This is a genomic window from Pseudonocardia autotrophica, from assembly GCF_003945385.1.
Classification (GTDB): domain Bacteria; phylum Actinomycetota; class Actinomycetes; order Mycobacteriales; family Pseudonocardiaceae; genus Pseudonocardia; species Pseudonocardia autotrophica.
Window position 1 is genome coordinate 6,083,574 of record NZ_AP018920.1, and the last position, 22,625, is coordinate 6,106,198.

General features: G+C 73.2%; 19 protein-coding genes. 6 read left to right on the top strand and 13 right to left on the bottom strand.

The features are described from left to right. Positions 1-6 precede the first annotated feature (6 nt). Together Pdca_RS28180 and upp are read right to left on the bottom strand one after the other, a co-directional pair. A complete protein-coding gene (locus Pdca_RS28180) occupies positions 7-759 on the bottom strand; it encodes an SGNH/GDSL hydrolase family protein (RefSeq protein ID WP_085914840.1) in 753 nt (250 codons plus the stop codon). Positions 760-766: 7 nt separating this feature from the next. Continuing rightward, positions 767-1,390 (bottom strand): uracil phosphoribosyltransferase, encoded by a 624-nt coding sequence (gene upp, locus Pdca_RS28185; RefSeq protein ID WP_085914841.1) that lies wholly within the window; start codon positions 1,388-1,390, stop codon positions 767-769. Between the two features lie 480 nt (positions 1,391-1,870). Between upp and Pdca_RS28190 the strand changes: the two genes are divergently transcribed. Both Pdca_RS28190 and Pdca_RS28195 read left to right on the top strand, forming a co-directional pair. Beyond that, positions 1,871-2,107 carry a hypothetical protein gene (locus Pdca_RS28190; protein ID WP_073576391.1) on the top strand — a complete coding sequence of 79 codons (237 nt, stop codon included), beginning with the start codon at positions 1,871-1,873 and terminating at the stop codon, positions 2,105-2,107. 107 nt (positions 2,108-2,214) lie between these two features. Then, the gene (locus Pdca_RS28195) at positions 2,215-3,516 is read left to right on the top strand and encodes a primosomal protein (RefSeq protein WP_085914842.1); all 1,302 of its coding nucleotides are present in this window, start codon (positions 2,215-2,217) and stop codon (positions 3,514-3,516) included. Here the strand turns inward: Pdca_RS28195 and Pdca_RS28200 are convergent. Continuing rightward, positions 3,449-4,618 carry an adenosine deaminase gene (locus Pdca_RS28200; protein WP_085914843.1) on the bottom strand — a complete coding sequence of 390 codons (1,170 nt, stop codon included), beginning with the start codon at positions 4,616-4,618 and terminating at the stop codon, positions 3,449-3,451. The two genes, Pdca_RS28195 and Pdca_RS28200, sit on opposite strands and share 68 nt — an antisense overlap. A 199-nt stretch (positions 4,619-4,817) precedes the next feature. On the opposite strand from Pdca_RS28200, the gene Pdca_RS28205 reads away from it, so the two are divergent. After that, entirely contained in the window at positions 4,818-6,209 is a 1,392-nt protein-coding gene (locus tag Pdca_RS28205; RefSeq protein WP_085914844.1) for a coiled-coil domain-containing protein, read from the top strand. A 70-nt stretch (positions 6,210-6,279) separates the two neighbouring features. Here the strand turns inward: Pdca_RS28205 and Pdca_RS28210 are convergent, their stop codons facing one another. The 8 genes from Pdca_RS28210 to Pdca_RS28245 all read right to left on the bottom strand — a co-directional run bounded on the left by Pdca_RS28210 (position 6,280) and on the right by Pdca_RS28245 (position 16,159). Further along, entirely contained in the window at positions 6,280-7,410 is a 1,131-nt protein-coding gene (locus tag Pdca_RS28210) for a MalY/PatB family protein (RefSeq protein ID WP_232021250.1), read from the bottom strand. A gap of 25 nt (positions 7,411-7,435) precedes the next feature. Then, positions 7,436-9,232, bottom strand: a complete 1,797-nt coding sequence (gene murJ / locus Pdca_RS28215; protein ID WP_085914858.1) for a murein biosynthesis integral membrane protein MurJ — start codon at positions 9,230-9,232, stop codon at positions 7,436-7,438. A 148-nt stretch (positions 9,233-9,380) separates the two neighbouring features. Continuing rightward, positions 9,381-10,673 (bottom strand): thymidine phosphorylase, encoded by a 1,293-nt coding sequence (locus tag Pdca_RS28220; RefSeq protein WP_085914846.1) that lies wholly within the window; start codon positions 10,671-10,673, stop codon positions 9,381-9,383. Further along, entirely contained in the window at positions 10,670-11,086 is a 417-nt protein-coding gene (locus tag Pdca_RS28225; protein ID WP_085914847.1) for a cytidine deaminase, read from the bottom strand. Before Pdca_RS28225 ends, Pdca_RS28220 begins: the two co-directional genes overlap by 4 nt. Before the next feature lie 36 nt (positions 11,087-11,122). After that, positions 11,123-12,361, bottom strand: coding sequence for an ABC transporter permease (locus tag Pdca_RS28230; protein WP_085914848.1), 1,239 nt, complete (start codon positions 12,359-12,361; stop codon positions 11,123-11,125). After that, positions 12,358-13,434 (bottom strand): ABC transporter permease, encoded by a 1,077-nt coding sequence (locus Pdca_RS28235; RefSeq protein WP_085914849.1) that lies wholly within the window; start codon positions 13,432-13,434, stop codon positions 12,358-12,360. Before Pdca_RS28235 ends, Pdca_RS28230 begins: the two co-directional genes overlap by 4 nt. Further along, positions 13,431-14,972: an ABC transporter ATP-binding protein gene (locus tag Pdca_RS28240; protein WP_085914850.1), complete on the bottom strand. Its 1,542-nt coding sequence runs from the start codon at positions 14,970-14,972 to the stop codon at positions 13,431-13,433. Before Pdca_RS28240 ends, Pdca_RS28235 begins: the two co-directional genes overlap by 4 nt. Continuing rightward, on the bottom strand, positions 14,969-16,159 hold the full coding sequence (locus Pdca_RS28245; RefSeq protein WP_085914851.1) for a BMP family lipoprotein: 1,191 nt from the start codon (positions 16,157-16,159) through the stop codon (positions 14,969-14,971). The genes Pdca_RS28240 and Pdca_RS28245 overlap by 4 nt, the downstream gene beginning before the upstream one ends. A gap of 160 nt (positions 16,160-16,319) precedes the next feature. Between Pdca_RS28245 and Pdca_RS28250 the strand changes: the two genes are divergently transcribed. The 3 genes from Pdca_RS28250 (at position 16,320) to Pdca_RS28260 (ending at position 20,467) form a co-directional block, all read left to right on the top strand. Next, the gene (locus Pdca_RS28250) at positions 16,320-16,781 is read left to right on the top strand and encodes an SRPBCC family protein (protein ID WP_085914852.1); all 462 of its coding nucleotides are present in this window, start codon (positions 16,320-16,322) and stop codon (positions 16,779-16,781) included. Between the two features lie 14 nt (positions 16,782-16,795). Beyond that, entirely contained in the window at positions 16,796-18,352 is a 1,557-nt protein-coding gene (locus Pdca_RS28255) for a D-alanyl-D-alanine carboxypeptidase family protein (RefSeq protein ID WP_232021252.1), read from the top strand. Between the two features lie 252 nt (positions 18,353-18,604). Beyond that, the gene (locus Pdca_RS28260) at positions 18,605-20,467 is read left to right on the top strand and encodes an HNH endonuclease signature motif containing protein (protein WP_125911598.1); all 1,863 of its coding nucleotides are present in this window, start codon (positions 18,605-18,607) and stop codon (positions 20,465-20,467) included. A 30-nt stretch (positions 20,468-20,497) separates the two neighbouring features. Here the strand turns inward: Pdca_RS28260 and yhjD are convergent, their stop codons facing one another. Further along, entirely contained in the window at positions 20,498-21,562 is a 1,065-nt protein-coding gene (gene yhjD / locus Pdca_RS28265) for an inner membrane protein YhjD (protein WP_085916891.1), read from the bottom strand. 41 nt (positions 21,563-21,603) lie between these two features. After that, positions 21,604-22,617, bottom strand: coding sequence for a tryptophan--tRNA ligase (gene trpS / locus Pdca_RS28270; RefSeq protein ID WP_085916893.1), 1,014 nt, complete (start codon positions 22,615-22,617; stop codon positions 21,604-21,606). Between the last annotated feature and the right edge of the window lie 8 nt (positions 22,618-22,625).

A 22,625-nucleotide genomic window follows, 5' to 3' on the forward strand; every position in this document is an offset into this window, starting at 1 on the left:
CCCGGGCTAGCGGCGGGTGGAGGGCGCCGGTGCGCGGTCCTGCCAGGCCCCGATCCGGTCGGCCCACATCCCGGCGATGGCGCGGTAGGCCTCGGGGCCGGCGTGCAGGCCGTCGGCAGTGCGCCCGCCCGGGAACAGCTCCGACACGTCTGCGTACTCGACGGAATGGCCTGCCGCCCGGTGCTTCCGGGCGACCTCGGGCAGCAGCCCGCCCAGCCGGGCCCGCTCGGCCCGTTGCTTCGGCAGCGGTGCCCATACCCCGGCCATGATCACGTGCGTGCCGGGCGCAGCGGTGAAGATCCGTTCCAGCATCCGGTCCAGGGTGGCCGCCGTCGCCTGCGCCGAGGTCCCGGAGAGCAGGTCGTTGGTACCGGCGTGCAGCAGCACGACATCCGGATCGGCGGCCAGCACCCAGCCCCCGGTGAGCGGAAGCATCCGGGCGGCGGTCCAGCCGGACCGTCCCTCGTGGTCGGTGTCGGGCAACGCGTCCGGCCCGGACGAGCGGGAGCCGACGAAGTCGACGGCGACACCGTCGGCGGTCAGCCGCTCCCACAGCGGCAACCGGTAGCCGGCGGTGGCGGTGCTGCCCACCCCGACCGTCGAGGACGCCCCGAGCGGCATCACCCGCAGCGCGCCCGGCGCCGGCTCCGGGGCCGCACCCTCCTCCGGGCGGTCCGCGCTGGGCAGCACCGCGACGAGTGCCGCGGCCAGCAGCCCGGAGAGGACCCGGCGCCGGGTCCGGGCGGGTGGCGACGGCACTACGAGCTCAGACCGAGCCGAACTGGCGGTCCCCGGCGTCACCGAGCCCCGGGACGATGAAGGCGGAGTCGTTGAGCCGCTCGTCGATGCTGGCCGTGACCATCCGCAGCGGCAGCCCCGACTCGCGCAGCCGCTGCACGCCCTCCGGGGCGGACAGCGCGCAGATCACGGTCACGTCGTCGGCGCCGCGCCGGGTCAGGAGCTCGACGGTGTGCAGCATCGAGCCGCCGGTGGCGAGCATCGGGTCGAGTACGAAGACCGGCCGCCCGACGAGCGAGTCGGGCAGCGACTCCATGTAGGGCACCGGCTGGTGGGTCTCCTCGTCGCGAGCCATCCCCACGAAGCCCATCTGTGCCTCCGGGATGAGGTTCAGCGCGGCCTCCGCCATCCCCAGGCCGGCCCGGAGCACCGGCACCAGCACCGGCGGCGACGCGAGCCGATAGCCGACGGTGCGCGAGACCGGCGTGTGGATCGGGTCCTCGGCCAGCGGAGCGCCGCGGGTCGCCTCGTAGACGAGCATCAGGGTCAGCTCGCGCAGCGCCGCCCGGAAGGTCGCGTTGTCGTTGCGGGCGTCCCGCATGTTGCTGAGCCGGGCCCGCGCCAGCGGGTGGTCGACGACGATCGTGTCCACGGGCCGAGAGCCTACGTGCGCGCGGGCGGCCCGGAAGCCCCCCGGCGAGGGGCACCCGTCAGTGGCACCGGATCACCGCGGGCACCGGACCCGCTGCGGCACAGCAGGACCAGCACGGACGCCCGCCCGGACGTCGACACGGATGCGTGTCATGGTTCACGAAGGGTGAGCACAACTCCGCCACCGACGGGTGATGTCAATGCACTTGCCCCAGCCCCTGTCGTCCGCCCGGGTGAGGCCCGCAGCACGGCTACAGACCTTGCGTGACAGACGATCCCCGTTCGGTCTGGCAGTGACCAACAGTGTCCGGCCCGACACGCCGAGCTCCCCTCTTAGCGTGATCACGCGCACTGAGTGCCACTATCGGCACACGCGGTCGCCGATTTCGGGATTCACCTGACCCGAACGGGTGGTATGGCCGAAACGGTGTCACACCGGAGCCCCCGCCGACGCTGTACTAGATGACGAGGAGGTGATCCGATGCCGGAGAACACGACTTCCGAAGAGCAGACGTTGATCGCTGCTGCGGAAAAGCTCACGCAGTGCGACGGCTACGTCGTTCTGGCGGTGGACCCGCAGACCGGGGAGGTGGACGCACACGGCCCGTTCGACGGGATGACGGCGACCGTCAAGGCGGACCAGCTGAGGCGCGACTTCGACCGCGGTGGTCTCGAGGACGTGTCCATCGGCGTGGTCCGTCTGCACAGCCAGGCCTGACCGCGCCGGGGCCCCCGAGGCCCCGCTCGACCCACCACACCGACACCGGGCGCGACACCCCGCCGGTCGGCCCGGCTGCGTGGGCGGACCGAGATAGGGTCGGCGTCGTGGCAAGCGACATCGTCCCGATCCGGCTCGCTCTCACCCGGGGCGACGTGGTCACCCTGTGGGCTCCCCCCTGGCGGGAGGACGGCGAGGAGTGGGAGGCCTTCCTCGGCGACGACGAGCACGTGTTCGTCTTCGACGAGGTCGCGGGTCTCGCAGCCTTCGTCAGGACCGCGTCCGGACACGACCTGGAGGACCACCCCGCCTGGTCGGCGGTCCCCGGGCTGTCCGTCGGTGAGCTGACGCCGGACGACGCGCACCGGTACGACCTGGTCGCGCTGCCCGAGCTGGCGGCCGAGGACCCGGACGCGTGGACCGTCCAGGAGCTGCACGAGGCCGTCTCGATGGTCCGGTCGCTGGCCGATGTCTGCGACCTGGAGAACATCGTCGCCGCGCTGGACGGCGAGCCCGCGTTCGCGCTGCTGCGCGGTGGCGCTGCCGCGTTCGCCGGCCGGGACGGCGCCAAGCGCTGGGCCGCGCTGTCCGCGGCGGTCGCCCAGCACTGGGACGACATCGTCGACACCCTCGACGGCCTGGTCGCCACCCCCGAGGTCGACGCCGGTGCGCTGGCGAAGGCCCGCACCGAGGCCGCCGAGTGGGACGCCGCCCGGGCCGCCGCGCTCGACGCCGGTGCCGCCGACTCCGCAGACGGCGGCTCCGCAGACGGCACCGACTCCGGCGAGGAAGCCACCGACTCCGACTCCGCCGATGCGGCCGACGACGAGACCGCCGACGAGCCGACCGGCTTCTGGGCGGAGGTCGGCATCGACCCGATCCGGATCCAGAGCGGCGACACCTCGCTGGTGACGCTGCGCTGCTACCTCGACGACAAGCCGGTCTTCCTCGGATCGGAGGGCCGGATCGACGTGTTCGGCTCCGAGCAGGAGCTGGTCGCGGCGCTGGCCGATCCCGAGCACCCCGCGGTGGCCGGCACCGACCTGACCGCGGCGGTCACCTTCGCCGAGGTGCTGGAGGCCGCGAAGGCGGGCGATCTCGACGCGACCGTCGAGGACATGAACACCTACGTGCTCACCGGCATCGGCGCGGATCTCGCCGACGGCGTCCTCGATCTGGACCCGGTCCAGCTGGACCTCGCCTCCGAGCTGCTGACCGACGTCGGCGAGTGGGCCGACGCCCCGGAGCCGGCCGAGTCCCTCGCGGAGTCGAGCAGCCTGGGCTGGCTGGTGTCGTTCGTGGTCCGGCCGGACCCGACCCGGATGGCGCCGAGCCCGCCGTTCACCCGGGAGGCGCAGGCCTGGAGCGACCTGGTCGCCGGGCTGGAGGCCCGGCTGCGCCGCCGGTGAGCGCCGCGTAACCCGGCCGGATGACGTCGCGGATGAGGGCGACCCGCTCGTCGAACCCGATGAAGGCCGACTTCATCGCGTTCACGGTGAACCACTCCAGGGTGTCCCAGCCGTAGCCGAACACCTCGGCCAGGTCGGTCAGCTCGCTGGTCATGGTGCAGCCCGACATCAGCCGGTTGTCGGTGTTGACCGTGACCCGGAACCGCAGCTCGGTCAGCAGCCCGATCGGGTGCTCGGCGAGCGACGCCGCGGCGCCGGTGTGCACGTTCGAGGTCGGGCACATCTCCAGCGGCACCCGCATGTCACGGACGTAGGCGGCGAGCCTGCCGATCCGGTGCTCCGGCCCGGCGGCACCCTCGGTCGTGGCGATGTCGTCGACGATCCGCACGCCGTGGCCCAGCCGGTCCGTACCGCACCACTGGATGGCCTCCCAGATCGACGGGAGCCCGAACGCCTCACCGGCGTGGATGGTGACGTGCGCGTTCTGCTGGCGGACGTACTCGAAGGCATCCAGGTGCCGGGTCGGCGGGAACCCCTTCTCGGCGCCGGCGATGTCGAAGCCGACCACGCCGGCGTCCCGGTGCCGCACGGCCAGCTCGGCGATCTCCCGCGACCGCGCGGCGTGCCGCATCGCGGTCAGCAGGGCGCCGATCCGGATGACGCGCCCGCCCTCGGCGGCCCGCTCGGTGCCGATCCGGAACCCGTCCAGCACGGCGGCGATCACGGCGTCGACGTCCAGCCCGCCCTCGACGTGCAGCTCCGGCGCGAACCGCACCTCGGCGTAGACGACGCCGTCGGCGGCGAGGTCCTCGGCGGCCTCGGCGGCGACCCTGGTCAGCGCCTCCCTGGTCTGCATGACGGCGACCGTGTGGCCGAACGTCTCCAGGTAGCGGACCAGCGAGCCGGAGTGCGCCGCCCCCAGGAACCAGGCGGCCAGTTCGTCCGGATCGGTCGTCGGCAGCCGGTCGTAACCGGCCTCCCGGGCGAGCTCGATGACGGTCTCGACGCGCAGACCGCCGTCGAGATGATCGTGCAGCAGCACCTTCGGTGCGCGCCGCACGGTGTCGCTGGAGATCGGCACGGGCGCGGGTGAGTCTGCCACCGGGGCACGGTACCGATCCGGACCGCTCCTTCGGCGTGCCGTCCGGCACCGGATGTACGGAGCTGCAATGATCGCGACGATCCGGGAGCTGAGAAAGGCCCCCGGACGGCTCAACGCAACACCGTCCGTCGACCCTCGAACGGCGGTCGCTACCCTCTGGGCACTCCCCACTTGGCTCAGAGGAAGCGCAGCAGGTGCCATGAGCGACACTTCGAACCTCTCGTTCGACCGGATGCGCGGCATGCTCATGCGGGCGGCCGAAATTCGCGACAGCGAACAGCAGCAGATCTTCGACTCCCTCGACGAGATCCACGCCCGGCTTGCCGCACTGGACGCCATCGGCACCGTGCGCAAGAAGCTCACCGAACTCCCCGACCGGACCGAGCTCAACGTCCTGGCCGAGCGCCTCGACGAGACCGTGACCAAGCTGGACAACCAGGAGGTCATCCTCGGCGCGATCACCCGCGCCATCGAGTCCCTCCCCGACAAGCTGGCCAAGCCGATCGCCCAGCTGGACGGCAGGCTGGACGGCATGAGCGGCCGGCTCGAGGGGGTGTCCGGCCGGATGGACGGCCTGGACGACCGGCTCGGCGGGCTGCACAAGCGCCTCGACGACCTGGACAACCGGCTCGACCGGCACGAGATGCGTCTCGACGCGATGCCCAACGCGGTCGCCTCCCCCATCAAGGAGCGCATCGAGGGCGTGGAGCGGCAGGTCCGCGAGCAGCTCGACGCGGCCGTGCACTCCTTCGAGGAGACCGGCGAGGGCCTGCGCAACCTGCTCGGCGACACCTCGGTCGGCCTGCACCGCAGGCTGGAGGAGCTGTCCCAGCGGCCCGCGGTCGACCCGGGGCCGGGGTTCGAGGCGCTCACCGAGCGGCTCGAGGCGCTGTCGGCCCGGCTGGAGGAGGTCGGCGGCAGGCTCGACACCGTCGAGTCCGGCCTGGACGGCAAGCTGAGCGACCTCGACGGCTCGGTCAAGGAGCGGGTCGGCAAGCTCGGCGGCTCCCTCAAGGACCGGATCGGTGAGCTCGACGGGACGGTCTCGGAGCGGCTCGGTGAGCTCGACGGGACGGTGCAGAGCCGGCTGGGCGAGTTCGCCAGCGGTGTCGAGGAGAAGCTCGACGGCTTCGACACCCGGCTCGACAAGCTCGCCGGGGATGTCGACGGCCGGTTCGACACCCTGACGACCAGCGTCGACGGGCGGTTCGACACGCTCTCCGACGGGGTCGACACCCGGCTGACGGCGCTGACCGAGAACGTCGACAGCAGGCTCGACAAGCTCACCGGCGACGTCGACGGCCGGCTGTCCGGTCTCGACTCGACGCTGCGCGACCGGCCGGACACCGGCTCGGTCACCGAGCTGGTGACCCGGGCCAACGCGGACTCCGAGCGGCGCAACGCCAGCCAGCTCGACGAGGCGATGGCGACCTTCGCGGAGCTCATCATGGGCCGGGGCGGGCAGTACGCCCAGCAGACCCCGCCGCCCCCGCCGCGGCCCGCGCAGCGGCGGTCCCGGTCCAAGGTCGCGGTGAAGAGCCAGAACGGCGCCTCGGCAGCCGATCTGGTCGCCGACGACCCGGACGACTGACCTCCGCAGGCAACGCACGGACGCCGCGATCCCCGCCAGGGGGTCGCGGCGTTCGCGTGTCCGGGGCCGCTCAGCGCACCGCGGCGGCCATCCGGTGCACGGCCTCGGTGAGGATGTCCGGGTGCGTCGCCAGGTTCAGCCGCAGATGCCCGGCGCCACCGGTCCCGAACGGCTCCCCGGCGTTGAGCGCGACCCGGCCCCGCTCCCGGAACATCGCCGCCGGATCGTCGAGACCGAGCCCGCGGCAGTCCAGCCAGGCCAGGAACGTCGCCGGGGCCGGCCGGTAGCGGACCTGCGGCAGGTGCTCGGCGAGCAGCCCGGCCAGCAGCTCCCGGTTCCGGACGAGTGCCGCGACGAACGCGTCCAGCCACGGCCGGTCCGACTCCAGCGCTGCGACGTGCGCGTGCACCGCGACGTGGCTGGCGCCCACCTCCAGCATCGCGGCGGGCAGCCGCTCGATCGGCGCCTCCGGCCCGGCGACGGCGACCGCCGCCTTCAGCCCGGCCAGGTTCCAGCCCTTCGACGCCGACAGCAGGCTGATCCCGTTCTCCGCGCCGGGCACGCTCAGCCACGGGGTGAACGTCGTGCCCGGGTCGACGAGCGGGGCGTGGATCTCGTCGGCGACCACGGTGACCCCGCTCCGCCGGGCCAGCGCGGCGACCGCGGCGAGCTCGTCGGCGGTGTGCACGGCGCCGGTCGGGTTCTGTGGTGAGCAGAGCAGGAACGCCCGCACCCGCGGCAGCCCGAAGGCGTGTTCCAGGGTGTCCGGGTCGAGCCGCCCGGCGGCGGTCAGCGGGGCGCTCACCGGTTCCCATCCGGCATGCCGGAGGAACTCGAAGAACGGCGGGTACACCGGCGGGGTCACCGCGACCGCGTCGCCGGGCGGGACGACCGCGCGCAGCGCCTCGACGACGCCCTGCATGACGTCCGGTACGACGAGCGCGCGATCCGGGTCGAGCCCGTCCCAGCCCCACCGGTCCCGGGCGAACGCGGCCAGCGCGCGGGCGTACCCGTCGCCCGCGGGGTAGCCGGTGTCGCCCTCGGCGAGCATCCGGGTCACCGCGGCGAGCACCCCGGGCGCGGTCGGCACGTCGGCCTCGGCGACCCAGAGCGGGAGGACGTCGTCGTCGAAGGTCCGCCACTTCATGCTGGTGCGGCGGCGCAGCTCGGGCAGCGGTGGGAACTCCAGCGGATCCGGCACGCCGCCGATCCTGGCACGGGAATGCTCAGCGGCGGGCGAGCCGCCGGAACACCGCATCCAGCTCGGCGACCTTCAGCAGCCGCATCCCGGCGACGGCCAGCGGCAGCGCGACGAGGGTGCCGCCGACCAGCAGCGTCCAGGCCTGCGCGACGACCGGCCAGTCCGCGATGGCCGGCTCCGCGAGCCGGGTCAGCCCCCAGGCGGCCGCCGCGGCGACCGCGGAGGCGAGCGTGACCTTCAGCAGGCAGCGCAGCACCTCGACGCTGCGGACCCGGCCGAGCCTGCGGCGCAGCAGCCACTGGCCGATCAGCGCGCCGCCGACGAAGGACAGCGAGTTGGCAGCGGCCAGTCCCAGCACGACCTGGCCGGGGGGCAGCAGCAGCGGGCAGGCGAGCAGCAGCGGGATCTTCACACCGACCATGACGACCTGGATCATCGTCGGTGTGCGGGAGTCGGTCATCGCGTAGAAGACCCGCATCTGCAGCATCGTCACCGAGTAGGGCAGCAACCCGAACGCCGACCAGGCGACGGTCTCGCCGAGCCGCGCGGCGCCCTCCCCGCTCCCGGCGCCGACCGAGAACAGCGCGGTGCCCAGCGCCCCGCCGAACGCGGTCATCACGGCCGCGATCGGGACCAGCCCGACGACGGACAGCCGGGCACCGAGCGACAGGTCCGTCACGACCTGGTCGGTGTCGCCCTGCGCTGCGGCCCGGCTCATCCGCGGCATCAGCGCGGTCAGCAGGGACACCCCGAGCACCCCGTAGGGAACCTGCAGCAGCAGCCAGGCGTTCATGTAGGTGGTGAACGAGCCGCCGTCGGCCGCGGCGGCGACCCGGGTGGTGACGATGTAGCCGGCCTGCCCGACCAGCACGTAACCGATGATCCACAGCGCCATCCCGCCGGCCAGCGACAGGCGTGGGTCCCAGCCCCACACCGGCCGGTAGCGGAACCCGACCCGGCGCATGAAGGGCACCAGCACGGCCGCCTGGACGACGATGCCCAGCGTCGTCCCCAGCCCCAGCACCAGCAGCTTCGGGTCGCCCATCCGCACCGGGTCGGCCGAGATCTCGCCGGGGACCAGCGCGTAGACGGCGAGCACGCCGAGCACGACGACGTTGTTCAGGACCGGTGCCCAGGCGAACGGCCCGAACATCTGCTTGGAGTTGAGGATCGCGCCGAGCAGCGCCCCGATCCCGTAGAAGAAGATCTGCGGCAGCAGCAGCCAGGCGAACGCCGTCGCGAGCGCCGGGTTCGCCTCGCCGCCGTCGCCGGAGCCCAGATACAGCTGGGTGAGCAGCGGGGCGGCGATCATCGCGAGCAGCGTGGCCAGCAGCAGCGCCGCCCCGACGACGGTCAGCAGGCGCCGGGTGAACTGCTCGCCGCCGTCCGGGTCCTCGGCCTGGGCGCGCACCAGCACCGGGATCATCACGCTGGTCAGGACACCGCCGAGGAGCAGCTCGTAGACGATGTTCGGCAGCGTGTTCGAGACCGTGTAGGAGTCGTTGACGACCGCGAACCCGAGCACCGCGACGATCGCCAGGTTCCGCAGGAAGCCGGTCAGCCTGCTGATCAGGCTGGCGATCGCCATCATGCCGGAGGAGCGGACCAGCGATCCGGCGTTCTCGCTCGGCCGTCCCTCGGGTTCCCCGGCGTCGGGCACCCGCTCGATCGGGGTGGTGGGGGGGCCGTCGTCCGGCGGTGTCACCGGTCGCCCGACCGGGCGGGTGACCTCCTCGGCGGACTCCGCGGGTGCACGTCCGGCCCGCTCCGGCATCACCGGACGGGGTATCGGAGCCCGTTGGGCCGGTCGGTCCTCACGCATCGCGCCCATCGTGCCGGATCGGTTGCGGGCAGCACGCACGACCCGCCTGTCCCGGGACGGGCGGGCAGGAGCATGATCGCCGTCCCGGTGCGGGCGGCCGGGCGGACCACAGCCGGGCGAACCGCGGCCGGGCCGGCCGCTAGCGCGATCAGCCGCGCCGGACGTCCAGCACCAGCTCGCGCGCCGGCGGCGGATCGCCGGTGATCAGCAGCGCCGCCCCGGCCAGCAGCCGCCGGGCGTCGGCGATCCGGTCCGGGGTGTCGGTGTGCAGCTCCAGCAACGGTGTCCCGGCCCGCACCTCGTCGCCGGGTGCGACGAGCAACCGCACCCCGGCGCCCGCCTGTACCGGATCCTCCTTGCGGGCCCGCCCCGCGCCGAGCCGCCAGGCCGCGGTCCCGACGGCGAGCGCGTCCGCACCGGAGAAGATCCCGGACCGCTCCGCGGTGACCGTCTCCACGTGCCGGGCGACCGGCAGCGGCGCCGACGGGTCCCCGCCCTGGGCGGCGATCATCCGTTCCCACACGTCGTGCGCCGCCCCGGAGGCCAGCACCTGCGCGGGATCGGCATCGGTGATCCCGGCGAGCGCGAGCATCTCGGTGGCGAGCGCCACGGTCAGCGCGACGACGTCCGGCGGGCCGCCGCCGCGCAGCACCTCGACCGACTCCTCGACCTCCAGCGCGTTCCCCACGCAGCGGCCCAGCGGGCGGGACATGTCGGTGAGCAGTGCCGTCGTCGGGAGATCATGCGCGGCACCGATCGCGGTCATCGCGTCGGCCAGCTCACCGGCCCGGGCAGCGGTCTTCATGAACGCACCGGAGCCGACCTTGACGTCGAGCACCAGCCCGCCGGTCCCCTCGGCGAGCTTCTTGCTCATGATCGAGCTGGCGATCAGCGGGACCGACTCGACGGTCCCGGTGACGTCGCGCAGCGCGTACAGCCGCCGGTCCGCCGGCGCCAGGGTGGGCGTCGTCGCGCAGATCACCGCGCCCACCTCGGCGAGCTGCGCGGTGATCTCGTCGGTGCTCAGCGACGCCCGCCAGCCGGGGATCGCCTCCAGCTTGTCCAGGGTGCCGCCGGTGTGCCCGAGGCCGCGCCCGGACAGCTGCGGGACGGCCGCGCCGCAGGCGGCGACCAGCGGTGCCAGCGGCAGCGTGATCTTGTCCCCGACGCCGCCGGTGGAGTGCTTGTCGACCAGCGGCCGCCCGACGTCGCCGAAGTCCAGCACCTCGCCGGAGTCGATCATGGCCTGGGTCCAGTGCGCGGTCTCGGCCGCGTCCATGCCGTTGAGCAGCACGGCCATCGCGAGCGCGGCCATCTGTTCCTCGGCGACCTCGTCGCGGGTGTAGGCCGCGACCACCCAGTCGATCTGGTCGCGGGTCAGCTCCCGGCAGTCCCGCTTGGCCGCGATGATCTCGACGGCGCTGTAGGTCCGGGCGCTCATCGCGGGCCCCCCGGCAGGTCGTCCGGGCCGAACGCGTCCGGCAGCACCTCGGCGAACGGGAGCACCCCGCGCGGGGTGTCGCACAGCAGCTCCGGTCCGCCGAACTCGTACAGCACCTGGCGGCAGCGGCCGCACGGCATCAGCAGCCCGCCCGCCACCGACCGGCAGGCGACCGCCAGCAACCGGCCGCCGCCGGAGAGCCGCAGCTGCCCGGCGAGGGTCACCTCGGCGCAGACGCCGAGGCCGTAGGAGGCGTTCTCGACGTTGCAGCCGGTCACCACGCGGCCGTCGTCGACCAGCGCGGCGGCGCCGACCCGCAGTCCGGAGTAGGGCGCGTACGCCCAGCCCGCCGTGGTGACGGCGGCCGAGCGCAGCGCGTCCCAGTCGGGGACGGGCGGATCGGGCGCCACCATGCCCGCACCGGCTCCGGAGGGTCCTCCGCCTGCCATCTATCCGCCCTCCCCGCGCCGGTACTCGTCGCCGAGCCGCGCCGGTGGTCGTAGTCGTTGGGACGCCGCGGCCAGCACGATCAGCGTGACCAGCTGCGGCGCGTAGGACGCGAACTCGCTCGGCACGGTGTCGAACGCCCAGTACAGCGCGTAGACCACGGCCCCGGCGCCGAGCGCGACCGCGGTGGCCGTCCACATCCGGCGGATCGCCCACAGCACCGCGACGACGACGGCGACCAGCGTCGCGCCGTAGAGCAGCGCGTGCACCGCCTCGCCGCCCGCCCGCAGCTGCAGCCCGTCGACGTAGCCGAACAGTGCCGACCCGACCAGCAGCCCGGCCGGCCGCCAGTTGCCGAAGATCATCGCGGCGAGGCCGATGTACCCGCGGCCGCCGACCTGGTTCTCCAGGTAGCCGAGCTGGCCGGGGTTGAGCACCAGTGCGGCGCCGCCGAGACCGGCCAGCGCACCGGAGACGATCACCGCGACGTACTTGTGCGCGATCACGTTCACGCCGAGCGACTCGGCGGCCACCGGGGACTCGCCGGAGCTGCGCAGCCGCAGCCCGAAGGAGGTCCGCCAGAGGATCCAGTAGCTGACCGGCACCAGCCCGAAGCCCAGCACGACGATCGGGGTCAGGCCGGTGACCAGGCCGGACAGCAGTCCGGCGAGATCGGAGACGAACACCCGCTGCTGGGCCTCCAGCGCCTGCAACCCCGATGACAGTCCCGGCACCGAGAACTGTTCGAAGCCCTCCAGCCGGGGTGACTGGCGCGGGTTCTGCGAGACCGGGGTGAACACCAGCGTCGCCAGGTACTTGGTGAGGCCGGTGCCGAGCAGCGTGATCGCGACACCGGAGACGATGTGGTTGACGTTGAAGGTGACGGTCGCGATCGCGTGCACCAGGCCGCCGAGCGCACCGAATGCCAGCCCGCCCAGCACCGCGGCCCACGGCCCCCACTGGTAGCCGGCCCACGCCGCGCCCCATGTGCCGAGCACCATCATGCCCTCGAGGCCGATGTTGATGATCCCGGCGCGTTCGGCCCACAGCCCGCCGAGCGCGGCGAACAGGATCGGCAGCCCGAGCCGGACGGCCGCCTCGGAGGTTCCGGACGAGGCGAGCTGGGTCTGCCCGGTGAGCGTCACGGTGACCGACAGGATGAGCACCAGCCCGGCCGCGATCAGCGCCGATCGTGCCCAGCCGGGCAGCCGCCCGGCCCGTTCCAGCACCGCCGCGGTCATGTCGACGCCCCCACCGGTTGCTGCGGTACCTCGGCGGCGACCCGGCGTTGCTCGGCACGCCGCTCGATCCGACGCACCACCTCGTAGGCGACGACGACCGAGAGCACGATCAGGCCCTGCATGATCAGCACGATCTCCCGGGGGATGCCGACGACGTCGAGTGCCACGGCGGACTTGTCCAGGAACGCCCAGAGCAGCGCGCCGAGTGCGATGCCGACCGGATGGTTGCGGCCCAGCAGCGCGATCGCGATGCCGGTGAAGCCGTAGCCCTGCGGCGAGCTGAGCGTGTAGGCGTGGTCGCGGCCCAGCAGCTCGGGCAGCCCGACCAGACCGGCGACCGCCCCGGAGAGCAGCAGCGCGATCAGGATGGTCCGGCGCGCGTTCACCCCGCCCGCCGACGCCGCCGTCTTCGACTCCCCGGAGGCCTTCAGCTCGAACCCGAAGCGGGTCCGGCCGAGCAGGAACCAGTAGCCGACACCCAGCACCGCCGCGACCGCGACCATGCCGAAGATCCGCCCGTTGCCGACGTCGATGCCGGGGAACCAGCCGGACTCCGGGATCGGCGGCGTGGTGATGTTGTTGCCGCGCAGCTCGCCGAACGTCTCGGCGCGGATCAGGTACGCGATCAGCCCGGTGGCGATCGCGTTGAGCATGATCGTCGAGATGACCTCGGAGACGCCCCGGTAGGCCTTGAGCAGCGCCGGGATCGCGATCCACGCGGCCCCGGTCAGCATCGCCACCAGCATGATCAGCACGGTGTGCAGCACCGGCGGCAGGATCACCGTCCCGCCGACGATCGCGGCCACGCAGGCGGCGACCCGGAACTGGCCCTCGACGCCGATGTTGAACAGCCGCATCTGGAAGCCGATCGCGACCGCGAGTGCCGCGATGTAGTAGACGGCCGCCGAGTTGACCGTGTCCACCGCGACGGTGCCCGAGCCGAGCTGGGATCCGATCGTGGTGAGCGCCGTCCACGGCGACGCGCCGCTGATCAGCAGGGCGATGGCGCAGAGCAGTGCGGCGACCCCGATCGCCAGCGCCGGTGCGACGACGGCGCCGCCCAGGCGCCTCACGCGGAGGCTCCGGTCATCTTCGTTCCCAGCTCCTCCGGGGTGACGGTGGCCGGATCGGCGGTGCCGACCAGACGCCCGTCGAGGATCACGGCGAGCGTGTCGGACAGTCCGATCAGCTCGTCCAGGTCGGCGGAGATCAGCAGCACCGCGAGACCGGCCGCGCGGGCCCGGCGCAGCTCGGCCCAGATGCCGGCCTGCGCGCCGACGTCGACACCGCGGGTCGGGTGCGCGGCGATCAGCAGCACCGGGTCGCCGGACAGTTCCCGGCCGACGACGAGCTTCTGCTGGTTGCCACCGGACAGTGCGGCGGCGGTGACGTCGATGCCGGGTGTCCGGACGTCGAAGCCGGTCACGATCCGCTCGGTGTCGGCCCGCGCGGCAGCCCGGTCGACCAGCCCGCGGCGCCCGATCGGCGGCCGGGACTGGAAGCCGAGGATCCGGTTCGCCCACAGCGGCTGGTCGCCGAGCAGGGCGTGCCGGGAGCGGTCCTCGGGGATGTAGCCGACGCCGCGCTCGCGGCGGGCCATCGTGGACAGCCCGGACACGTCGGCGCCCGAGAGCAGCACCCGGCCGCGGGCGTGCGTCCGCATACCCATGATCGTCTCGACCAGCTCGGTCTGGCCGTTGCCCTCGACGCCGGCCACCCCCAGCACCTCACCGGCGTGCACGACGAGATCGACGCCGTCGAGCAGGTCCCGGCCGCCGGCCGGGTCGGCCAGCCCGAGCCCCTCGACGCGGAGCACCTCCCGCTCGGTCACCGTCGACTCGCGGGTCTCCGGCGACGGCAGCTCGGAGCCGACCATCATCTCGGCCAGCTGCGAGTTGGTGACCGACCCCGGATCGGCGGTGCCGACGGTGCGGCCGCGCCGGATCACGGTGATCCGGTCGGCGATCGCACGCACCTCGTCGAGCTTGTGCGAGATGAACAGGAAGGTGTAGCCGTCGGCCTGCATGGACCGGACGGTCGCGAACAGCTCGTCGACCTCCTGCGGGACGAGCACCGCGGTCGGCTCGTCCAGGATCACCGTGCGGGCGCCCCGGTAGAGCACCTTGAGGATCTCGATCCGCTGCCGGTCCGCGACGCCGAGGTGCTCGACGAGCAGGTCGAGACCGGCGCCGGCGGAACGAGTGTCGGCGCCCCCCGCGAACAGGCCGACGGTCCGGGACAACTCGGCGATCCGCGCGCGGGCCGCCTTCCGCATACCGTGCCGCTTCTCCGCCCCGAGCAGGACGTTCTCGGCGACGGTGAGGTTGTCGGCCAGCATGAAGTGCTGGTGCACCATCCCGATCCCGGCGGCGATCGCATCGGCCGGGCTCCGGAAGTGCACCGGCTCCCCGGCGACGGCGATCGTGCCGTCGTCGGGTGCCTGCATCCCGTAGAGGATCTTCATCAGGGTCGACTTGCCGGCACCGTTCTCGCCGCAGAGCGCATGCACCTCGCCGCCGCGTACGGCGAGGTCCACACAGTCGTTTGCGACGACGCCCGGGAACCGCTTGGTGATCCCGCGCAGTTCGACCGCGTTCTGCTGCTCGGTCACCGGGTGGACTGGACCTCGATCTCACCGGCGATGATCGCGGCCCGGTAGGCCTCGAGCTGCGGTGCGATGTCGTCCACGAAGTCACCGGAGGTGGAGTAGCCGACGCCGTCGTTGGCGAGATCGAACCGCTCCGGGAGCGCCTCGACCGTGTTCCCGGCGACCGCGTTGACGTAGTCGAACACCGCCACGTCCACCCGCTTGATCATCGACGTCATGATCACGTCGCGGACGGAGGTCAGCTGCGGTGAGTTGTACTGGTCGGAGTCGACCCCGATCGCCCGCTGCCCCGCGGTCTGCGCGGCGGCGAACACGCCCTGGTTGGACTGCCCGGCGGCGGCGAAGGAGATGTCGGCTCCGCCGTCGTACTGGCCGGCGGCGATCTCGGTGCCGCGGGTGGCGTCGTTGAACCCGGTGAAGTCACCGGCCGGCGAGATGTACGCGGAGTCGACCTGGATGTCCGGCGCGACGGCCTTGGCGCCCTGCTCGTAGCCGGCGTCGAACTTCTGGATCAGCGGGCTGTCCACGCCGCCGACGAAGCCGACCCGGCAGGTCTCGGTCTTCAGCGCGGCCGCGGCGCCGACCAGGAACGAGCCCTGCTCCTCGGCGAACACCAGCGGGGTGACGTTCGGCAGGTCGACGGTGTCGTCGTCGACGATCGCGAACTGGGTGTCCGGGAACTCGGTCGCGACGGTCTGCACGCCGTTGGCGTAGTTGAAGCCGACCGCGATCACCGGGTTGAACCCGCCCTCGGCGAGCTGGCGCAACCGGGTCGTCCCGGCGTCCTCGCTCTCGCCGGGCTGTGCGGTGGCCTCCCGGGTGTTCTCCCGGACCAGGCCGAGCTCGGACACCGCGCGGTCCAGACCTGCCGCGGCGGCGTCGTTGAACGACGCGTCGCCGCGCCCGCCGATGTCGTAGGCCAGGCCGACCCGCAGCGCACTCGCGTCCGCGGGCGCCGCCTCCGGGGCCGGCTCCGCGCTCGCCGCCGGGACCGACGGCGGTGCGACCCGCTCGCACTCACCCTGCGCGGCTCCCCCGCCGCCGGTGTCGCGGGCACAGCCCGACAACGCGAGTGCCGCGACGGCCCCGACCGCGATCGCGGTCGCGAACCTGCCTCGCCGTCCGATGCGCTGGTTGTTCCGCACGAACGTCCTCCCCCGTTCCGGCGCCCGCCGGTCGGCGGCGCGCATCCCGCGGGACGGTAACCGCTCACCGTGCCGAGCGGCAGGGTCGCAACAGCGCTGTGACAGAACGCGTCGACAGGCGGTCGAGAAGCGGGCGGGCGGTAGTCTCCGCGCGCCCGGAGTCGATCTCCACCGGGCCAGTCGCGTCGAAGGGGACGAAGCCGTCGTGGATCGAGCCGAGCTGACCGTGCAGGCCGCACCGGAGCGGGTGTGGGACCTGATCTCCGACATCACCCGGGCGGGTGAGTGGAGCCCGGAGGCCGTCGGCGGCCGCTGGAGTGGTGGTGCCACCGGCCCCGCGACGGGTGCACGGTTCGTCGGGCTCAACCGGCACGGTGTGATCCGCTGGCCGACCCACTGCCGGGTCACCGAGTGCGAGCCGGGCCGCCGGTTCACCTTCGTGGTGACCGAGTCGAAGACGGCATGGGGCTGGACACTCACCCCCACCGACGACGGCGCGGGCACCCATCTCGTCGCCTGGCGGGAGGGCGTGGGCACACCCGCGCTGCCGATCCGGCTGCTGCAGCGCAGCGGGCTGCTCGGCCGGGACCGGGAGGCCCTGATGCGCGACGGGCTGGAGCAGAGCCTGCAGCGGGTGCGGACGATCGTGGAGTCCGCGGCCCGGTAGGGCATGCTTCCGGGGTGACCAGCGCCCCGAGCCCGCGGGCCGTGTCCCGCATCGCGGCGCTCGCCGTCCCGGGACGGCTCCTCCTGCTGTCGCTTCCACTGCTACTGCTCGGCGCGGCGCCCGCCGTGGCGGCCCCCGCCGTCGCGGTGCCGCCCGTCGCGGTGCCGTCGGTCGCAGTGCCATCCGTCGCAGTGCCGTCCGCCGCAGTGCCGCCGGTCGCAGCACCGCCGGTCGCAGCACCGCCGGTCGCGCTGCCGTCAGTCGCAATGCCGGCCGCCGGCTCGCCGCCCGCCGGATTGCCGCCCGCCGGATTGCCGTCCGCCGCGATGCCATCCGCCGCGATGCCGGCTGCCGGGTCACCGGCCGGCACGGCGTACGTGGCCGGGCTCTGCCCCGGCCAGGAGGTACCGCCGGGGCCGCCCGCCGAGGAGGAGGCCGCGCCGGTGGCGCCGCTGCCGGTGCCCGATCCGCCGGTCGGCGGCCTCACCGGCTGCGCCGAGGCGCATGCCGGGCCGGTCCCGCCACCGCCGGTCGGGGTGGCGTCGTACCTGGTCGCCGATCTGGACTCGGGCGCGGTGCTCGCCGCCCGCGCGCCACACGCCCGGCACCGGCCGGCGTCGACGATCAAGCTGTTGCTCGCGCTCGTCGTCGACGACGGGTTGCCGCCGGAGCGGATCGTCACCGGCACCGTCGAGGACGCGAACATCGAGGGCAGCCGGGCCGGGATCGGCCCCGGCGGCCGCTACTCCGTCGAGCAGCTGTTGCACGGCCTGCTGCTGGCCTCGGGCAACGACGCGGCGCATGCGCTCGCCCGCGAGCTCGGCGGCACCCCGGCGACGCTCGCCGCGATGCGGGACACCGCCCGCGGGCTCGGCGCGCTGGACACCCGGCCGGCCACGCCGTCCGGGCTCGACGGGCCGGGCATGTCGTCGTCGGCCTACGATCTCGCGCTGGTCCTGCGGGAGGCACTGGACCGGCCGCGGATCGCCGCCGTGCTGAGGGCCCCTGGCATCGCGTTCCCGGGGTTCGCCGACCGTCCGGGGTTCGAGCTCGGCAACGGCGACCGGATGTTCGGCACACCCGGCTTCCTGGGTGGCAAGAACGGGTTCACCGACGCGGCGCGGCACACCTATGTCGGCGCCGTCGAGCGGGACGGGCGCCGGCTGGTGGTGGCGCTGGTGCGCGGCGAGCCGCAGCCGCTGCGGATGGTCGACCAGGCACGCGCGCTGCTCGACTGGGGATTCGGCGTCACCGCGAACGGAATCGGGACGCTGGTGGCACAGGTCCCGCCCGGAGGCGGCGAGCCCGCCGCTCCCGGGAGCCCCGCGGCCCCCGGGGACCCCGCCGCACAGGAGGGCTCCGGGCCGGCGGAGGGCGCTGGATCATCGGAAGGCTCCGGGTCATCGGAGGGCACCGGGCCCTCCGGCGATCCGGAGCCGTCCGGAGGTGCACCCGAAGCCGGTGCCGAGGGGGCCGGTCCGGCCGAGGCGGCCGTCGTCGGAGGGGTGGCCGCCGCGGTCGGCGTGGTCGCAGCGGCCGTGGCCGTGCTGCGACGCCGGCTGCGGCGCTGAGTCCGGATCCACCGGTGGTCCGGGATCGCGGACACTGCCCGCGTCGTCGCTCCCGGCACCGCTGACCAGCAGGCGCTACGGACGGGAGCGCCCGACAGGCCCGGACCTCGGCGGCCCGGCGGGAAGCGTCACGCCCGGACCTCGGCGGCCCGGCATCAAGCGTCACCCCGGACCTCGCTTGTCCAGCCGGACGCGTCGCGCCGGACCTCGGTTGTCCGACGGATCGCGTCACCACCCCGATCTGCGTCCTGTGTGGAATTGCCTGGAACTCGTTCTAGAGAGCGGCACACAATCCCCGGTAGACTCGAACACATGTTCGACATCGATGGTGGGTTGCTCAGCCCGGAGGCGGTCGCGGCCGATCCGTGCCCGCACGGCATGACCCGCGAGCTGTGCGGACTGCTGTGCGGGGATGACGATCCGGCCGTCACGGTGGATCCGGATCGGCCGGTGGGTTTCGCGTTGGCGTTGGACTGTCAGCTCGCCGGGGACAGCCCCGAACTGCTCGACGATGCCCAGCTGCTCGATGTGGTCGAGGGTGCCGAGCGGATGGAACGCTGGGCCTCGGCGCTGCGTACCCGGATGCTGGCCGTGTTCGCCGACCGGCACCCACCGGGCAGCAGCGCGCCGCCACCGGGCGCGGATTCGGGTGCGGCGGCGCCGGTGGGGCGGTGGTTACCCGACCAGGTCGCACTCACGTTGCGGGTGTCGTTGGAGGAGGCCCGCTGCATGCTCGCGGGCGCGGTCAGGTTCGCGCATGTGCTTCCGGCGACCCTGGCGGAGTGGGAGGCGGGCCGGATCGACGAGCGCAAGGCCGACGCGATCGCACACGCCACGAGCGTCCTGACCGATGAGGTGGCGCGGGAGGTCGAGGCACGAGTGTTGCCCGGCGCGGCTGCCGCGCCCCGCCGGTTGTTGCAGGATCGGTTGCGTCGCACCGTGGCGCGGGTGGACCCGCAGGGTGCGGCGCGGCGGCACGAGCGGGCCAAGGCTGATCGGCGGATGTCGATCAGCCGGTCCGATGACGGGATGGCCTCGTTGTGGCTCTCCGCCGCCGCCGAGCAGACCGAGGCGTCGTGGCGGTCGGTGGACCGGCTGGCCAGATCCCTGGGCGCCGACGACCCGCGCACGCTGGAGCAGCGGCGGGTCGACCTGGCCCACCAACTCTTGCAGGGCACGGTGTCGATCACCGACCTGGCCGCGGTCCGAGAGGCCGTCTGCCAGGTCCTCGCCGCCGGAGCAAACGCCACAGTCGGTGCGGGCACGACAGCCGGTGCAGCCGGCGGAGACGGTGCAGCCGGTGTAGGTGCTGGAGGCGGTGCAGGTGCTGGAGGTGGCGCAGCCCGGCCGGCCGGTGCCGGACCGGTTGACGGTGCCACAACCAGCTGGGCTCGCGGGGCCATCGGATCCCATGGGGTCAACGGATCCTGTGGGGCCACCGGGGGAACCCGGGAAGCCGGCGTCGCCGATACTGCCGCGTCGGCGGGTCTGTCGCCCGAGGCGCTGGCCGAGGTGGTCGCTCAGGTGTTGGCGGCCAGGGCGGATCCGGTGGCGGCGATCGGGCGCAAGCCGTTGATCCAGGTCGTGGTCTCGCTCGACACGCTGCTCGGCGATGACCGCCCGGCCGAACTGGTCGGACACGGGCCGATCCCGGCGACCACAGCCCGGGCACTGGCCGCCGGTGGGGTGTGGGCGCGGTTGGTGGTGGATCCGCTCTCGGGGGAGGTCCGCGATCGTGGGCGCAGCACCTACGCCCCGCCCGACGATCTGGCTGATCTGGTGCGGGCTCGCGATGGAATCTGTCGTGGTCCGTTGTGCAGCAGACCGATCCGCGATCTCGACCACCTCGTCCCCTGGGCCGACGGTGGTATGACCGACGCGGCGAACCTGCACGGTCTGTGCCTGCACCACCACAAACTCAAAGACGCACCCGGCTGGCAGGTCGTCGCCGGAGAGGACGGGTCGCTCACCTGGATCAGCCCGTGCGGCCGCCAGGAGACGACCCGACCGCACGACTACCGGCCCCACCTCACGAACCCGGACACACCACCACCCTCCGACAACCCGGAGGCTGCGACCGCTGATCGAGGTGTCGACGATGCCCCGCCGTTCTGACAGGGCACCGGGAAGGAGGTGGATCGGGGCTCAGCGGCGGCGCCGGCCGAGTGCCCGCAGTCCCAGCGCCCCGCCGATCACCCCGGCGGTGACCAGACCGGCCGAGGCCAGCGCCCCGGGACCCTCCCGCACGACGTACTGCGGCCGGATCACGGCGGGCCCCGGGATGTCGCGCGGCCCGTGGTCGTTCTCCTCGGCACTGGCTGCCCAGGCCGTCACGAACAGCAGGAACCGGGAGGTGAAGAAGATGAAGATCAGCAGACCGAGGATCGGCCCGAACGCCTGGCCGACCGGCGTGCCGCCGAAGCTGCCCAGGTACAGGACCATCACCCGCTGCAGGATCACGAAGCCGATCGCGCCGAGCAGCGCCGCCTTCGCCGCGCTGCGGAAGGTCACCGGCTCGCGGGGCAGCCGGGCGATCACCCAGAGGAACACCAGCCAGTTCCCGAGCAGGCCGACCAGGAACCCGACGATGTTCAGCAGCACGATCGCCCAGCCCACCCCGCCGAGCCCGACCATCCCCAGCAGGGTCACGCCGAGCGAGCCGGTGACCGAGGCGATCGCGAACGACAGCACCATCGCCAGGCCGAGCCCGACCAGCGCCAGCAGGTCGAACGCCAGCCGCTTGATCATCGGCGGGGCCTCGTCACGCTGCCCCCACTGCTCGGTGAGCGCCTCGCGCAGGTTGCTCATCCAGCCGATCCCGGAGTAGAGCGCACCCCCCAGACCGATGAGGCCGATCGCGCCCGCCCGGTCGACCGCGGTGTCGACGACCTGGCCGAGCGTCTCGCCGAGCCCGCCGGGCGCCGCCGACGCGATGCCGTCACGCAGCTCCTCGAGCAGTTCGGGGTTGCCGCGCAGCACGAAACCGGCCGCGGCGAAGGCCACCATCAGCAGCGGCACCAGCGCCAGGATCGAGAAGTAGGTGATCGCCGCGGCGTAGTGGTCACCGTGGTTCTCGGTGTAGCGCTCCCCGGCCCGGACCAGGTGGTCGAGCCAGGGGTGCTTCTCACGCTGACGCTCCAGGAAGGTCGGGCCCTCCTCCTCGTCCTCGTCGAACCGGTGCGCCGTCGTCGTCGGACGGTTGTCGGCCATCGTTCCCCCGGGGTCGGTCGTGCTCGCCCGCCCGGGACTCGTCAGCCTGCGGGCGGGAGGAAGCCGATCCTCTCGTGAACTGCGGCCAGTGTCGCGCCGGACACCTCGCGCGCCCGGGTGGCACCGTGCGCCAGAACCCGGTCCAGCTCCGCCGGATCGGCGAGATAGCCGCGGACCCGCTCGGCGAACGGCTCCGCGAAGGCCGCGACGATCTCGCCGAGGTCCTTCTTGAGATCGCCGTAGCCGCGGCCCTCGTACTCGGCCTCGACCTCGGAGACCTTCCGGTCGGTCATCGCCGCGTTGATCGTCAGGAGGTTCGCGATGCCCGGCTTGGTCTCCGGGTCGTAGCGGATCTCACGCTCGTTGTCGGTGACCGCCGAGCGGATCTTCTTGGCGGACGTCTTCGGCGGGTCCAGCAGCTCCACGATCCCGGACGGCGACGACGCCGACTTGCTCATCTTCGCCGTCGGGTCCTGCAGGTCGAAGATCTTCGCGGTAGCCTGCGGAATGTAGGGCTCCGGCACCTGGAAGGTCGCACCGAAGCGGTGGTTGAACCGCTGCGCCAGGTTCCGGGTCAGCTCCAGGTGCTGGCGCTGGTCCTCACCGACCGGAACCTGGTCGGCCTGGTAGAGCAGGATGTCCGCGGCCTGCAGCACCGGGTAGGTGAACAGGCCGACGGTCGCCCGGTCGGCACCGTGACGCGCCGACTTGTCCTTGAACTGGGTCATCCGGCCGGCCTCGCCGAAGCCGGTGATGCACTCCAGCACCCAGCTCAGCCGGGCGTGCTCGGGCACGTGCGACTGGACGAACAGCGTGCACCGCTGCGGGTCCAGGCCGAGGCCGAGCAGCTGCGCCGCGGCCACCCGGGTCCGCTGCGCCAGCTCCTTCGGGTCGTGCTCCACGGTGATCGCGTGCAGGTCGACCACGCAGTAGAACGCCTCGTGGCTCTCCTGCAGCGCCACCCACTGCCGCAGCGCGCCCAGGTAGTTGCCGAGATGGAACGAGTCGGCGGTGGGCTGGATTCCGGAGAGCACGCGGGGACGGCGGTCGGTCATGAACGGCA